The organism is Rhodopseudomonas sp. B29, from assembly GCF_000333455.1.
Taxonomy (GTDB): Bacteria; Pseudomonadota; Alphaproteobacteria; order Rhizobiales; family Xanthobacteraceae; genus Rhodopseudomonas.
In genome coordinates this window covers 1-13,002 of the sequence record NZ_BADD01000014.1, presented here as the reverse complement: position 1 = coordinate 13,002, position 13,002 = coordinate 1, and the positions used below count along the sequence as shown (strand labels likewise).

Here is a 13,002-nt window from a genome sequence, read left to right as displayed (position 1 = left end):
ACGTAGCCGCATCCTTCGAGGCTCGCTGCGCTCGCACCTCAGGATGACGGACTCGGGAATTGTAGCACCATCAGGCGAGGCCTGACCAAGCGACGTCCCGGGCTCGTCCCGATCACGCATCCGGGCAGTTGCAATATAAAACCAGTCGGGCTATCTCGCAAATAGTTTCATAATGCAACCAAATGGAGACGGCGATGAGGCTCGCGGGAAAGACGGCATTGATCACGGGCGGCAACAGCGGCATTGGGTTGGCAACGGCAAAGCTGTTCGTTGCCGAGGGCGCCAAGGTGACGATCACCGGGCGCGACAAGGCGCGACTCGAAGCGGCGGCGAAAGAACTCGGTGCCAACGCGCTCGCGGTCGAGGCCGACGTCACCGACATCGCCGCGATGGAGCGCGCGGTCGCACAGGCGGCGGCGAAGTTCGGCAAGCTCGATATCGTCTTCGCCAATGCCGGCATTCCGGGATCGACGCCGCTCGGCAGTACCTCGCTCGACGCGTTCGAACAAGTGATCCGCACCAATCTCACCGCGCCGTTCTTCACCGTGCAGGCGGCGCTGCCGCAACTGAACGACGGCGCTTCGATCATCCTCAATAGTTCCGTGATCGCGGTGCTCGGCAATCCGGGGTATTCGGCCTATGCGGCCAGCAAGGCCGGCGTGCGCGGCATGGCGCGGGTGATGGCGGCTGAACTGTCGCCGCGCAACATCCGCGTCAACGTGGTAGCGCCGGGCGCGGCGCGGACTCCGATCTGGAAGGGCGCGGTGCCGAACGAGCAGGCGATGGCCGTGTTCGAAAAACGCATCGCCCTATCGACACCGCTCGGGCGTATCGCCGAGGCCGATCACATCGCCAAGACCGTGCTGTTTCTCGCCTCCGACGATTCTGCGCATGTGCAGGGTGTCGAGATCTTCGTCGACGGCGGCACCACCGGCCTGCCTGCCGGCGCGCCGATCTATCGGGGTTAGCGCACGATCCGCACCGCGACGTCGTCGATCGCCTTGATCACGGCGTCGCGGATGCCCGGGTCATAGAGCAGATGACCGGCGGCATCGATGACGCGGAGTTCGGCGTCTGGCCACGCGGCGGCGAGTCGCTGCGATGTCGCCGGCGGGCAGAGCAGATCGTAGCGGCCCTGCACGATGATGCCCGGAATGCCTTTGAGCTTGCCGGCGTTGCTCATCAGCTGATCGGGCTGGAGAAAGCAGTCGTTGGCGAAGTAGTGCGCTTCCATGAACGGCGTCGACGGCAGCGTGCCATTGCCGTTCAGCGCCGCGCGGTCGAGCCGGCTGCGCTTGGGCGCAATCAGCGACAGGATCGCTTCGGTTTCGCCCCACGCCCGCGAGGCCGGGCCGTGCACGGCGGGATCCGGATCAAGGATTCGGCGCCAATAGGCACCCAGCGGCGCGGCGCGCTCGGTTTCATCGAGCACGCTGAGAAAATCCTCGTAAAGCCCCGGATAAAATCGCGGCAGTGTCGACAGGAAGGCCGTGTCGAGCTCGGCGCGCGTGCCAAGAAACGACGCACGCAGCACGATGCCGCTGACACGCTCGGGGTGCGCTTGCGCATAGGCCAGCGCGAGCGTCGCGCCCCATGAGCCGCCGACGACCAGCCAGCGCTCGAAGCCATGATGGATGCGGATCGCCTCCATATCGGCCACAAGGTGCGGCAGCGTGTTGGCGTCGCGGCCGCCTCTGGGGCGGCTGCGGCCGGCACCGCGCTGATCGAACAACACTGCGTGAAAACGCTCGGCGTCAAACAGCCGGCGATGATCGGGCTGGCAGCCGCTACCGGGGCCGCCGTGCAGATACACGGCCGGAATGCCGTCCGGATGGCCGTTGCTCTCGACATAGAGCTCGTGGCCGTCACCGACCGCGAGCGTCAGCGATGTGAGCGGCGCCGCACGATCGCGCGGTTTGGTCGGCGTGTCGACATCGGGATCCGGCATGGCGCTTGCGTAGCGCGAAACCGCACGCCTGGCGAGCGCATTGAGCGTTGCACGGAACAGGGTTGCGCATCGGCGCCCGCAACCTCACCTTTGCGAATGGACGAAACCGGAGCCCGAATGCCGCGCTATTTCTTCAATACCCGCATCGGCAGCGAATTGATTCCCGACCCCGAGGGCGAGGATCTGCGCGACGCCGATCATGCCTGGGAAGTCGCCCGCGCCACGATTCGCGAGATCGTCCGGACCGAGAGCACCGACGTCGAGCTGCTGCGCGCCAGCCTCGAGGTCACCGACGAGGACGGCGAGGTCGTGCTGGATTTCCCCTTCAGCGAGGCCGTCATCGACATGCCTGCATTGCCGCGGAACCGGCATTAGCCGAACCGGCTGGCGCAGCTTCCGGCCGCGCGCTATCACTTCGGTCTCGCAACGGAGTGATCATGCAGGATATCTGGCGACGATCCGCAACCGAGCTGGCCGATCTGGTCCGCAGCCGCAAAATCTCGGCCCGTGAGGTCACAAAGGCGACGCTGGACCGGCTGGATGCCGTCAACCCAGCCATCAACGCGGTGGTCGATCACGACCCGTCTTATTCGCTGAAGCAGGCCGATGCGGTCGACGCCAAGATCGCCAAGGGCGAGGACCCGGGCGCGATGGCCGGCGTGCCGGTGACCATCAAGGTGGTGACCGACCAGGCCGGCTTCGCCACCACCAACGGCCTGACCTCGCAGCGCGACCTGATCGCCAAGACCAACAGCCCGCTTGTCGACAATCTGATCGACGCCGGCGCCGTGATCGTCGGCCGCACCAACACACCTGCATTCTCCTATCGTTGGTTCACCTCCAACAAGGTCCACGGCGAGACGCTGAATCCGCGCGATCCGTCGATCACGCCGGGCGGCTCGTCGGGCGGCGCCGGCGCCGCGGTGGCGGCCGGCATCGGCGCCATGGCGCACGGCACCGACATCGCCGGCTCGATCCGCTATCCGGCCTATGCCTGCGGCGTGCACGGGCTGCGGCCGACGGTCGGGCGCATTCCCGCCTTTAACGCCTCGTCGCCCGAGCGCACGATGTGCCCTCAGATCAGCGCCGTGTCCGGGCCGCTGGCGCGCACCATCGCCGATCTACGGCTGTCGCTGGCGGTGATGTCGCAGGCCGGCGTGCGCGATCCGTGGTGGGTGCCGGTGCCGCTCGAAGGTCCCACGCGGGAGAAGCGCGCCGCGCTGTGCATCGCGCCCGATGGACTCGAAGTCGTGCCCGAAGTCCGCGCCGCGCTGAAGGACGCCGCGCAGCGGCTGGAGCGCGCCGGCTGGATCGTCGAGGAGATCGAGACGACTCCGCCGCTGCGCGAAGCCTCCGATCTGCAAACGCGATTCTGGCTCGGCGACAATTATCAGGGCCAGCTCGACGCCGCCCTCAAGGAAGGCGACGAGGGCGCGCTGGCGTGTCTCAATGGCAATCGCGACAAGGCGATCCCCGATCAGCTCAGCTTCTCCAAGCTGCTGACCCGGCGCGCCACGCTGGTGCGTGAATGGTCGCTGTTCCTGGAGCGCTACGCCGTGCTGCTGTTGCCGGTGTCCGGCGAGCTGCCGTTCGCGCAGCGGCTCGATCTCAAGGACGAGGCGTCTTACCGCAAAGTGTGGGCGGCGCAGATGCCGCAGATCGGCATTCCGTTCATGGGACTGCCGGGGCTCACGGTTTCGACCGGGCTGGTCGGCCGCGTGCCGGTCGGCGTCCAACTCGTGGCGGGGCGCTACCGCGAGGATCTGTGTTTGTCGGCCGGAGAGGCGATCGAAGCCGGCGGCGTGCCGCCGTCGCCGATCGATCCGGTTGGTTAGTTGGTGAAGTAAGTGCTTGGGACGCACACGGCCTCATGGTGAGGAGGCGCGAAGCGCCGTCTCGAACCATGGCCACGGGTGCCGTGGCTTCATCCTTCGAGACGCCCGGCTTCGCCGGGCTCCTCAGGATGAGGAGCGCCTGTGGTGAGGTCGCGGCGCTTCAACCGTTGAAGCGTTCTTGTGAAGGGCGACTGCAATGAGTTCGATCTACGATTTTTCCGCCAAGAGTCTCGCCGGCGAAGACGTGCCGCTGCGGCGCTTCGAAGGCCAGGTGCTGCTGATCGTCAACACCGCGAGCGCCTGCGGCTTCACTCCGCAGTACAAGGGCCTCGAAGAGCTGCAGCAGAAATACGGCGATCGCGGCTTCTCGGTGCTGGGCTTCCCGTGCAATCAGTTCGGCGCGCAGGAGAAGGGCTCGGAGGCCGAGATCGCGCAGTTCTGTTCGCGCAATTACGGCGTGACGTTTCCGATGTTTTCCAAGATCGACGTCAATGGCGCGCAGGCGCACCCGCTGTATGCCTATCTGAAAGGCGAGAAGGGCGGGCTGCTCGGCTCGGCGATCAAATGGAATTTCACCAAATTTCTGGTCGATCGCTCGGGTCGCGTGGTATCGCGCCATGCGCCGACCACCACGCCGGAGTCCCTGGCGAAAGATATCGAGAGCTTGCTATGACCGACACCGAAGCCGTTCAGTTGCCCGATCGCCTGTCGATCGAGCCGTCCAGCCCCTACTACAACGAAGACATCCTGACGCTCGACGTCGGCATCCGCTTCAAGGGCCAGGAAAAGACCAACGTCATCGAGTATTGCGTCAGCGAGGGCTGGATCCGCGTCGCCGCCGGCAACGCCAAGGACCGCCACGGCAACCAGCTCGCCATCAAGGTCCACGGCCCGGTCGAGCCGTATGTGCGCCCGCGGCAGTGACGCGCAGACCAGCCGCTGAGCGGCTGGTGACCGTTGCAGCTCTGCTTCCTTAATCTCTTCAGCTTCGATCCGTTAACGTTTGCTGCGCGCTGAGGCGCGCAGTGCGTTCGCGCGTGCGCAGATGTGGCCGTGCAATTCAGATAGCCGCCCAGATGTAGCGGCCCTGTGACGCAGACTGCTGATTCGCAGCGATTCGTCCGTGCTTCGTTCTTGCCGCGTTCGAAACGTTAAGAGCGAGGGGCCTAGGTGTTCCGGCGTGAGACATGCGGCGAACCCGCATGGCCAGCAGACGCGCGGCGGTCGATCCGCACCAGAGTCGGTCGGCGATGCCGGCGCGTGAGTGGTTCGCGGCGAGATGTTAACCCGCGTGTAGTTAGCGCCGGACCATCTGCTTCAACTTGCGAGCAGGTCTTGTGCTCTGGTCGCTGCTGTTCGCCGACATGTAGCCCGGTCAGCGGCGCGACTGGTGATTCGCAGTGATTCGGCCCTGCTTCGTTCAGGGCGCGTTCCAAACGTTAAGATGAGCCGTTCGATCTGTCGCGTCTCGGGACAGAAAGGGCTCCTTTGCCGGCTTGCGCCTCGGCTGCGAGGCGGCGGCGGAAGGCGCGGTCGCGCTTGAGATGCCATTCGCGGCTCATCGCTTCTTCACGCGTGGCGAAGCACTCGGTGTGCAGCACCACCCAGCTGCGGCCGCGGGTCGTGCGCGCGCCGGTCCCGGCATTGTGCTGCGCCAGCCGCCGATCGACATCGAGCGTCCAGCCCACATAGGTCAGATAGCGCGGCGGCGAGGCGCAGCCGAGCACGTAGACGAAGCACTGTTCGACAGCTTCCTGCATCGGGCGCAAGCTGGCATGGACCGCCTGAGTCCGGCAATCGGCCGCGGCGCGGAACATTGACAGGCGAGGGCGAGGCCGGCTTGGCTGCCCCGCAGGCGAGGCGAGGAGCGAACCATGACCGGCAGGACCATCATCATCGTCGCAGCATTGGCGGCGCTGCTCGCCAGCCCGGCCGCGCGCGCGCAGGACGTCCCGGGCATCGAAATCTGCACGGTCGAAAAGACCATGGAGCGCCGCACCAGCTGCCTGCAGAGCAACGTCGAATTCCTGCACAAGACCATCGACAAGATGCGGCTCGAGCAGCAGCAGCGACTCGACCAGGCCAAATTCCAGATCAATGCGCTGTCGTCCGCCGTCAGCGCGCTGCAGAAGAAGCTGGACGATCTGCAGGCCGCGCAGGCCAAGGCGACGCCGGCTGCTGCGGGCAAGGATGCGGCGCCTGCGAGCAAAGATGCATTGCCTGCCAGCAAGGACGCAAAGGACGCCGCAAAGGCACCGGCACCGCCCGCGAAAGACGCCAAGTAATCGACCTTTCTTTCGTCATTCCGGGGCGCGCGCAGCGCGAGCCCGGAATCCATAACCACCGCGGTCGTGGTGAGAGCACAGACCCGCGGCTCTGTGCGTGACCGCGACGACAGGGGCTATGGATTCCGGGCCTGCGCTGCTGCGCAGCGCATCCCGGAATGACGAGCGTTGAGGCCGTGCTAATTGCCGCTCCGCGGAATTGCCTTCGCTGCTTGGCAACGCCTGCGCCTCTGCCTAACATCCCGCATCGATCAAGCGCGCGACATCACGATCGCGTCTTCAACAAACAGGGTGGAAGCCATGTCCAACGTCCGTGTTCTCGCCACCGACCTCGCGTTTCCCGAAGGCCCGGTGGTGCTGCCGGACGGCTCGGTGGTGCTGGTCGAGATTCGTGCTCAGCAGCTGACGCGCGTCTGGCCCGACGGCCGCAAGGAAGTCGTCGCCAAGGTGCCGGGCGGACCGAATGGGGCGGCGCTCGGCCCCGACGGCAAGATGTACATCTGCAACAACGGCGGCTTCGGCTGGTACGCGTCGCGCGGCACGATGATGCCCGGCGCGCCGGCGGCGCACGAATATATCGGCGGCTCGATCCAGCGCATCGATCTCACGAGCGGCGCGATCGATACGCTGTTCGACACATGCGGCGAGCATCCGCTGAAAGGGCCGAACGATCTGGTGTTCGACAAGCGCGGCGGACTTTGGTTCACCGATCTGGGCAAGCGCCGTGCCCGCGACATGGATGTCGGTGCCGCTTACTACGTCAAGCCGGGCCTCACCGAAATTACCGAGCAGGTGTTCGGCACGCTGCCGCTCAACGGCATCGGCCTGTCGCCCGACGAGACCACGATGTATGCCGCCGAAACCCCGACGGCGCGGCTCTGGGCTTACGATTTGAACGAGGCCGGCGAGGTCAAGCCGCGCGACGTGATCTATCGCGGCGAGCGCGGAAAGCCGATCGTCGGGCTCGGCGGGTACCAGATGTTCGATTCGCTCGCGGTCGAGGCGTCCGGCAACGTCTGCGTCGCGACGCTGATCTCCGGTTGTATTTCGGTGATCGCACCCGACGGCACGCTGGTCGAGCAGGTGCCGACCGGCGACCGCGTCACCACCAACATCGCCTTCGGCGGCCCCGAGTTGAAGACCGCCTATATTACGCTGTCCGGCAAGGGCGAACTCATCGCCATGGACTGGCCCCGCGGCGGCCTCCCGCTGAACTTCTTGAATAAGTAGCCCCCTCGTCATTGCGATCGAGAAACTTCGCGATCGGCGATGCTTCGCCAAGCGGCTGAATGAATTCGATCTTGGTGTTCGGCAGCGTGACGAACACGGTGATGACGCCGTGTTCCGGCAGCGGCACCGCGCCTGAAATCTCGGCATTGAAGGCGGCGCCGTAGATCTTGGCCGCCTGCTCCGCATCCTTCACTGCGATCGCCACGTGATTGAGCCGGCCCAGCATCGCATCCCTCCGTCGTTTAATTTTGCCGCCTGACTATCAGACCGTCAGCACGTGGACCAGACACAGCGGTTTCTTGCCCCAGTGCTCCTGGACGACCGAGCGCACGGTGCGCCGCACGGATTCGGCCACAGCATCGGCATCGCGCCGCTTCGCCCGCGGCAGATTTTCCACCGTCGCCACCACGGCGTCGAACACGATGTCGTCGATCGGCTCACCGGCACTGTTGTTCTCCGGTACCCCGACGAGATCGACCTCGGGATCGTCCACCAGTTCACCCGCTTCGGACATCGCCAGGGCCACGAAGGCGCAGCCGGCGAACGCCATCTTGCGACGCTCGACGACGGCGCGCGACTTGTCTTCTTCGAGAATTGTCCCGTCCTTGAACAGACGGCCAGACGGCAATTGGTCGATGATCGCCGGATCGCCGGGGCCGAGCTTGATCAGGTCGCCGTTGCGGCAGGTCATCACCTTGGGCACGCCCATCTGCCGCGCCAGCTTGGCGTGCTCGTGGAGATGCAGAGCTTCACCATGGACCGGGATCAGAAGCTGCGGCCGCACCCAGGAAATCAGCTCGCGCAGCTCCTCGCGGCGCGGATGGCCCGAGACGTGAACCAGGTGATCGCGATCGGTGATCACCTCGATGCCCTGGTTGACCAGGCCGTTGATGATGCTGCCGACTGCCTTCTCGTTGCCCGGAATGGTGCGCGACGAAAAGATCACGCAGTCGCCCTTGTTCAGCGTCACTTCGGGATGATCGTCGCGTGCGATCCGCGCGAGCGCAGCGCGCGGCTCGCCCTGGCTGCCGGTGCACAGCGCCAGCACCTTGTCGGGCGGAAAGTGCCCGTAGTACTCGGGTCCGCGGAAGCCGGGCACGCCATCGAGGTAGCCGCACTCGCGGGCGACGTTCGACACGCGGTCCATCGCACGGCCGACCAGGACGACTTCGCGCCCCGCCGCTCGCGCGGCATCGGCAACGGCGCGGATGCGGCCGACATTCGACGCGAAGGTGGTCACCGCGACACGGCCCTTGGCCGACTTGATCAGCCCGGTGAGCGAAACGCCGACTTCGGATTCCGATGGCGAGCGACCGTCGCGCACTGCGTTCGTGGAGTCGCCGATCAGGGCGAGCACACCCTCGTCGCCAAGTTCGCGCAGCCGCTTCTCGTCGGTCGGCGGACCGACCACAGGCGTTGGATCGATTTTCCAGTCGCCGGTGTGCAGCACCGTGCCGACCGAGGTGCGGATCGCCAGCGCGTGCGATTCCGGAATCGAATGCGCCACCGGAATGAACTCGACGCTGAACGGGCCGAGTTCGATGGTACCGCCCGACGGCACTTCGGTGATCGGAATCTTCAGCGTGGTGCGCTCGGCCGCGAGCTTTGCGGCGAACAGTGAGGCGCTGAATTTGGTGGCGTAGATCGGACACTTCAGCTTCGGCCACAGATCGATGATGGCGCCGAAATGATCCTCGTGCGCATGCGTCAGCACCAGGCCGACGAGGTTCTTTTTCTCTTTCTCGAGGAAGCGGATGTCCGGCATGACGAGGTCGATACCCGGCAGATGTTCCTCGTCGCCGAAGGAGACGCCGAGATCGACAGCCAGCCAGCTGCGCTGGTGCCGGTTGCCGAGGCCGTAGATCGACAGATTCATGCCGATCTCGCCGACGCCGCCGAGCGGCGCGAATGTGAGTTCGTCGGGACGAGCCATTAATTTGTTGCCTTTGCCGACGCAGTATCGCCGAAATAAACGTCTCCGGCAGCGATCGGAATCCGTTTTCGATCAGCCGTCGTCACGACCATACAGCCGGTTTCATCGATGGTCTCGAATATTCCGGAAACTACCGACGAACCGGACCTGATCGATACCGTCTGACCGAGGCCGGCGGCACGCTCCAACCACAGATCGCGGATTTTGGCAAAGCCGCGGCCGTCGTCCCAGATGCCGCGCATCTCCAGCCAAGTGTCCGACAGCGCCGCGAACAAGTCCTCCGCGCTGGCGGAAACGCCGAGCGCTCGCAGGCAGGTCACCGCCATCGGAACCCCCTCCGGAGCAGCCACCACGTTGGTGCCCATCCCGACGACGACGGCGAGCCGACCATCCGGCAACGTCTCGGCTTCGAGATTCATCCCGACGAGCTTGGCGCCGCCGACCAGAATGTCGTTCGGCCATTTCAGCTGATAATCACCCGCGGCCGAACCCGGAGCCCGCATTGCCGCCTCGACGCTGATCTGCCGCAGCGCCTTCTCGAGCGCGACGCCAGCGGCGAAGCCGAGGGTCGCAGCTACACTCGGCGTCACGTCGAGACACTCGACGACCGAGCTGGCCAGATTGCCGCGCGGCGCGATCCAGACGCGATTGCGGCGACCGCGCCCGGCGGTCTGCATCGTCGTCACGAACCAGCATGGCATCTGCCCGCCGGCGCGGGCATGCGCCATCGCGTCGGTGTTGGTGGAGCCGGTCTCGTCGAAAACCCTCAGGCCGACGCCGGCCGCGCGCGCCTTCGGTCCGAGTGTGAATGTCACCTAGAACAGCGACTTCGCCGCAGCGCTGGCCGCGTTGATCAGCGGCGTCGGGTAGATGAAGAACAGCATGTTGAACAGACCGGCGATAGCGAGCACGCCGCGCAACTCAAGCCGCACCTTGTCGATGCCGGGCGCCGGCTCGTCGAAATACATCACCTTGACGATGGCCAGATAGTAGTAAGCGCCCACCACCGAGGTGACGACACCGATGATCGCCAGCGCGAACAGGCCGGCCTTGATGGCCGCCATGAACACGTAGAACTTGGCGAAGAAGCCGGCCAGCGGCGGAATGCCGGCGAGCGAGAACAGCAGCATGGCAAAGAAGAACGCCAGCGGCGGATTGGTGCGCGACAGGCCGGCGAAGTCGCTGATGTTCTCGACATGCAGGCCGTTCCGGCGCATCGCCAGGATCACCGAGAAGGCACCGAGCGTCATCGCCACATAGATCGCGATGTACACCACCACGCCCTGCGCACCCTCGACGGTGCCGGCCGACAGGCCGACCAGCGCGAAGCCGATATGGCCGATCGCCGAGTACGCCATCAGGCGCTTGATGTTCTTCTGGCCGATCGCCGCGAACGAGCCGAGCGCCATCGAGGCGATGGCCACGAACACCACGATCTGCTGCCACTGCGGCACGATGCCGGGGAACGCCGTCAGCGTGACGCGGGTGAAGATGGCGATGCCGGCGACTTTCGGGGCCGAAGCGAAGAATGCGGTGACCGGGGTCGGCGCGCCTTCATAGACGTCCGGCGTCCACATGTGGAACGGCACGGCCGAGACCTTGAAGCACAGGCCGGCAAGCAGGAACACCAGGCCGAACACCACGCCGATGCTGCCGCCGGTGGCGGCCCGCGCGATGCCGGAGAATGCCACGGTGCCGGTGAAGCCGTAGATCAGCGACGCNGCGTACAGCAGCATGCCGGACGACAGCGCACCGAGCACGAAGTACTTCATGCCGGCTTCGTTGGACTTCGGATCCTCGCGATTGCTGGCGGCGACGACGTAGAGCGCCAGGCTCATCAGCTCGAGGCCGAATACAACATGATCAAATCGCCCGGCCGAGATCAGCAGCATCATGCCGGCCGACGACAGCAGAACCAGGATGCCGTACTCGAACATCGGCCGCGTCGGGTCGCCGAGGATCTCCATCGACAGGATCAGCGTCACCGCGGAGCCGACCAGCGCCAGCACCTTCAGGAAGCGGGCGAAGTCGTCGACGATGAAGCTGCCGCCGAAGGTGACCAGCTTGCCGGACGGCAGCGCCAGCACTTCCAGCGCTCCGACCACGACGAGCAGCAGGATGGCCAGCCAGCTCACCAGTCGCGCGGTCTGCGGTCCGCGATAGGCGCCGAGCAACAGCAGCAGCATCGCGCCGACGACCAGCACGATTTCCGGCATGATCGGCAGCAGCGAGTAGCCGGCGGGTTCGAAGTTCATCGCGACGGTTCCTTGCCGATTACTGGAGCGCGGCTGCCTTCACGGCAGACACGGCGCTGGCATAGTTGTTGACGAGCTGCTGGACGGACGCGGCCGACATGTCCAACACCGGCTTCGGATAGAAGCCGAACAGGATGGTGAGCACGACCAGCGGCGCCAGGATCAGGCCCTCGCGCCAGGTCAGATCCTTGATGCTGGCGAGCGCCGGCTTGTCGAGGACCCCGAAGATCACCTTGCGGTACAGCCACAGCGCATAGGCCGCCGACAGGATGACGCCGAGCGTGGCGAAGGTCGCGGTCGGGATGTTGACCTTGAAGGTACCGAGCAGCGTCAGGAATTCGCCGACGAAGCCCGAAGTACCCGGCAGGCCGACATTGGCCATGGTGAACACCATGAACACGAAGGCATAGAGCGGCATGCGGTTGACGAGGCCGCCATAGGCGGCGATCTCGCGGGTGTGCATGCGGTCGTAGATGACGCCGACGCAGAGGAACAGCGCGCCCGACACGATGCCGTGGCTGATCATCTGGAACACGCCGCCGGCGACGCCCTGGGTGGTGCCGGCGAAGATGCCCATGGTGACGAAGCCCATGTGCGCCACCGACGAGTAGGCGATCAGCTTCTTGATGTCTTCCTGCATCAGCGCGACCAGCGAGGTGTAGACGATCGCGATGACGGAGAGCGTGTAGATCAGCGGCGCGAAGTACACCGAGGCGTCCGGGAACATCGGCAGCGAGAAGCGCAGGAAGCCGTAGCCGCCCATCTTCAGCATGATCGCCGCCAGCACGACCGAGCCGGCCGTCGGCGCTTCGACGTGCGCGTCCGGCAGCCAGGTGTGCACCGGCCACATCGGCATCTTCACCGCGAACGAGGCGAAGAAGGCGAGCCATGCCCAGGTCTGCAGGTTACGCGGCACGGCGTGGTGCATCAGCGTCGGGATGTCGGTGGTGCCGGCGTTCCAGTACAGCGCCATGATGGCCAGCAGCATCAGCACCGAGCCGAGCAGCGTGTAGAGGAAGAACTTGAACGAGGCGTAGACCCGGCGCGGGCCGCCCCAGACGCCGATGATCAGGAACATCGGGATCAGGCCGCCTTCGAAGAACAGATAGAACAGTACCAGATCGAGCGCCGAAAAGGTGCCGATCATCAGCGTTTCCAGGATCAGAAACGCCATCATGTATTCGCGGACGCGCTTGGTGACCGACTTCCAGCTCGCCAGGATGCAGAACGGCATGATGGCGGTGGTCAGAATGACGAGCGGCAGCGAAATGCCGTCGAGACCCATGTGATAGTTGATCGACGAGCCGAGCCAGGGCGCCTGTTCGACGAACTGGAAGCCCGGATTGGCCGCATCGAACCGCGCCACCAGGATCAGCGACACCGCGAAGGTGATCAGCGTGGTCCACAGCGCGATCCAGCGCGCATTGCCGCGCGCGGCCTCGTCGTCGCCGCGGCTGAGATAGACCAGCACGGCGCCGACCAGCGGCAGGAAGGTCGTGACCGAGAGGATCGGCCA

The 13,002-nt window shown here is 65.4% G+C and carries 13 protein-coding genes and 1 pseudogene; 7 read left to right on the top strand and 7 right to left on the bottom strand.

All coding sequences use genetic code 11. The features are described 5' to 3' along the window. Nucleotides 1–194: 194 nt before the first annotated feature. Nucleotides 195–968 carry an SDR family NAD(P)-dependent oxidoreductase gene (locus I5M_RS00405; protein WP_031334849.1) on the top strand — a complete coding sequence of 258 codons (774 nt, stop codon included), beginning with the start codon at nt 195–197 and terminating at the stop codon, nt 966–968. Here I5M_RS00405 and pip read toward each other — a convergent pair. Continuing rightward, nucleotides 965–1,948 carry a prolyl aminopeptidase gene (pip, locus tag I5M_RS00400; protein ID WP_022719596.1) on the bottom strand — a complete coding sequence of 328 codons (984 nt, stop codon included), beginning with the start codon at nt 1,946–1,948 and terminating at the stop codon, nt 965–967. The genes I5M_RS00405 and pip overlap by 4 nt on opposite strands. A gap of 117 nt (nt 1,949–2,065) precedes the next feature. Here pip and I5M_RS00395 point away from each other — a divergent pair, with 117 nt between their 5' ends. From I5M_RS00395 to I5M_RS00380, 4 genes are all read left to right on the top strand, one after another. Then, nucleotides 2,066–2,323 carry a DUF6894 family protein gene (locus tag I5M_RS00395; RefSeq protein ID WP_031334848.1) on the top strand — a complete coding sequence of 86 codons (258 nt, stop codon included), beginning with the start codon at nt 2,066–2,068 and terminating at the stop codon, nt 2,321–2,323. Nucleotides 2,324–2,385: 62 nt separating this feature from the next. Further along, the gene (locus I5M_RS00390; RefSeq protein ID WP_031334847.1) at nt 2,386–3,783 is read left to right on the top strand and encodes an amidase family protein; all 1,398 of its coding nucleotides are present in this window, start codon (nt 2,386–2,388) and stop codon (nt 3,781–3,783) included. A 196-nt stretch (nt 3,784–3,979) separates the two neighbouring features. Next, the gene (locus I5M_RS00385) at nt 3,980–4,456 is read left to right on the top strand and encodes a glutathione peroxidase (protein ID WP_022719593.1); all 477 of its coding nucleotides are present in this window, start codon (nt 3,980–3,982) and stop codon (nt 4,454–4,456) included. Then, complete coding sequence (locus I5M_RS00380) at nt 4,453–4,707, top strand: DUF3297 family protein (RefSeq protein WP_022719592.1); 255 nt, start codon at nt 4,453–4,455, stop codon at nt 4,705–4,707. The genes I5M_RS00385 and I5M_RS00380 overlap by 4 nt, the downstream gene beginning before the upstream one ends. A gap of 515 nt (nt 4,708–5,222) precedes the next feature. Here the strand turns inward: I5M_RS00380 and I5M_RS00375 are convergent. Next, on the bottom strand, nt 5,223–5,543 hold the full coding sequence (locus tag I5M_RS00375) for a GIY-YIG nuclease family protein (RefSeq protein ID WP_040771490.1): 321 nt from the start codon (nt 5,541–5,543) through the stop codon (nt 5,223–5,225). Nucleotides 5,544–5,657: 114 nt separating this feature from the next. Here I5M_RS00375 and I5M_RS00370 point away from each other — a divergent pair, with 114 nt between their 5' ends. Together I5M_RS00370 and I5M_RS00365 are read left to right on the top strand one after the other, a co-directional pair. Further along, a complete protein-coding gene (locus I5M_RS00370) occupies nt 5,658–6,068 on the top strand; it encodes a hypothetical protein (protein WP_022719590.1) in 411 nt (136 codons plus the stop codon). Between the two features lie 300 nt (nt 6,069–6,368). Beyond that, complete coding sequence (locus I5M_RS00365) at nt 6,369–7,298, top strand: SMP-30/gluconolactonase/LRE family protein (RefSeq protein WP_022719589.1); 930 nt, start codon at nt 6,369–6,371, stop codon at nt 7,296–7,298. Here I5M_RS00365 and I5M_RS00360 read toward each other — a convergent pair. From I5M_RS00360 to I5M_RS00340, 5 genes and pseudogenes are all read right to left on the bottom strand, one after another. Further along, nucleotides 7,291–7,524 (bottom strand): annotated as a pseudogene (locus I5M_RS00360) (VOC family protein); the annotation flags it as partial. The gene I5M_RS00365 and the pseudogene I5M_RS00360 overlap by 8 nt on opposite strands. A gap of 36 nt (nt 7,525–7,560) precedes the next feature. After that, nucleotides 7,561–9,231, bottom strand: coding sequence for a ribonuclease J (locus I5M_RS00355; RefSeq protein WP_022719587.1), 1,671 nt, complete (start codon nt 9,229–9,231; stop codon nt 7,561–7,563). After that, nucleotides 9,231–10,046: a biotin--[acetyl-CoA-carboxylase] ligase gene (locus I5M_RS00350; RefSeq protein ID WP_022719586.1), complete on the bottom strand. Its 816-nt coding sequence runs from the start codon at nt 10,044–10,046 to the stop codon at nt 9,231–9,233. The genes I5M_RS00355 and I5M_RS00350 overlap by 1 nt, the downstream gene beginning before the upstream one ends. Continuing rightward, nucleotides 10,047–11,486 carry an NADH-quinone oxidoreductase subunit NuoN gene (gene nuoN / locus I5M_RS00345; RefSeq protein ID WP_022719585.1) on the bottom strand — a complete coding sequence of 480 codons (1,440 nt, stop codon included), beginning with the start codon at nt 11,484–11,486 and terminating at the stop codon, nt 10,047–10,049. 19 nt (nt 11,487–11,505) lie between these two features. After that, nucleotides 11,506–13,002: NADH-quinone oxidoreductase subunit M (locus tag I5M_RS00340; RefSeq protein ID WP_022719584.1), on the bottom strand; the 1,497-nt coding region annotated here is incomplete at its 5' end.

What these genes read in the sequence shown, in the direction of transcription:
- I5M_RS00405 (WP_031334849.1), top strand. Translation starts at nt 195, where the DNA reads ATGAGGCTCGCGGGAAAGACGGCATTGATCACGGGCGGCAACAGCGGC.
- pip (WP_022719596.1), bottom strand. Translation starts at nt 1,948, where the DNA reads ATGCCGGATCCCGATGTCGACACGCCGACCAAACCGCGCGATCGTGCG.
- I5M_RS00395 (WP_031334848.1), top strand. Translation starts at nt 2,066, where the DNA reads ATGCCGCGCTATTTCTTCAATACCCGCATCGGCAGCGAATTGATTCCC.
- I5M_RS00390 (WP_031334847.1), top strand. Translation starts at nt 2,386, where the DNA reads ATGCAGGATATCTGGCGACGATCCGCAACCGAGCTGGCCGATCTGGTC.
- I5M_RS00385 (WP_022719593.1), top strand. Translation starts at nt 3,980, where the DNA reads ATGAGTTCGATCTACGATTTTTCCGCCAAGAGTCTCGCCGGCGAAGAC.
- I5M_RS00380 (WP_022719592.1), top strand. Translation starts at nt 4,453, where the DNA reads ATGACCGACACCGAAGCCGTTCAGTTGCCCGATCGCCTGTCGATCGAG.
- I5M_RS00375 (WP_040771490.1), bottom strand. Translation starts at nt 5,543, where the DNA reads ATGCAGGAAGCTGTCGAACAGTGCTTCGTCTACGTGCTCGGCTGCGCC.
- I5M_RS00370 (WP_022719590.1), top strand. Translation starts at nt 5,658, where the DNA reads ATGACCGGCAGGACCATCATCATCGTCGCAGCATTGGCGGCGCTGCTC.
- I5M_RS00365 (WP_022719589.1), top strand. Translation starts at nt 6,369, where the DNA reads ATGTCCAACGTCCGTGTTCTCGCCACCGACCTCGCGTTTCCCGAAGGC.
- I5M_RS00355 (WP_022719587.1), bottom strand. Translation starts at nt 9,231, where the DNA reads ATGGCTCGTCCCGACGAACTCACATTCGCGCCGCTCGGCGGCGTCGGC.